Raw genomic sequence first — 266 nt, forward strand, 5'->3', positions numbered from 1 at the left:
CTTCACCTGGATCCTGCTGAGCCAGAACGCGCAGATCGTCGGCTTCGACGGTTCCACGCTCCAGCTTGGCTTCTCCAACTCCGGTGCGCGCGACAGCTTTGTGGGCGGCGGCAGCGAAGAGGTGCTGATCCAGGCGCTGAACGACGCGCTGGGCGTGCAGTGGAAGGTCGAGGCGATCGTCGATCCGTCCGGTGGCGGCGGCGCGCGCGGTCCGGCGGGCGGTGGCGCGGCTCCGGGGGGCGGTTTCGGCGGTCCCGCGCCCGGTG

General features: G+C 71.8%; 1 pseudogene. It reads left to right on the forward strand.

Annotated elements, in window-relative coordinates:
- Positions 1-266: pseudogene (locus tag AN218_RS10915) on the forward strand (DNA polymerase III subunit gamma and tau); the annotation flags it as partial.

The organism is Streptomyces nanshensis, from assembly GCF_001751255.1.
Lineage (GTDB): Bacteria > Actinomycetota > Actinomycetes > Streptomycetales > Streptomycetaceae > Streptomyces > Streptomyces nanshensis_A.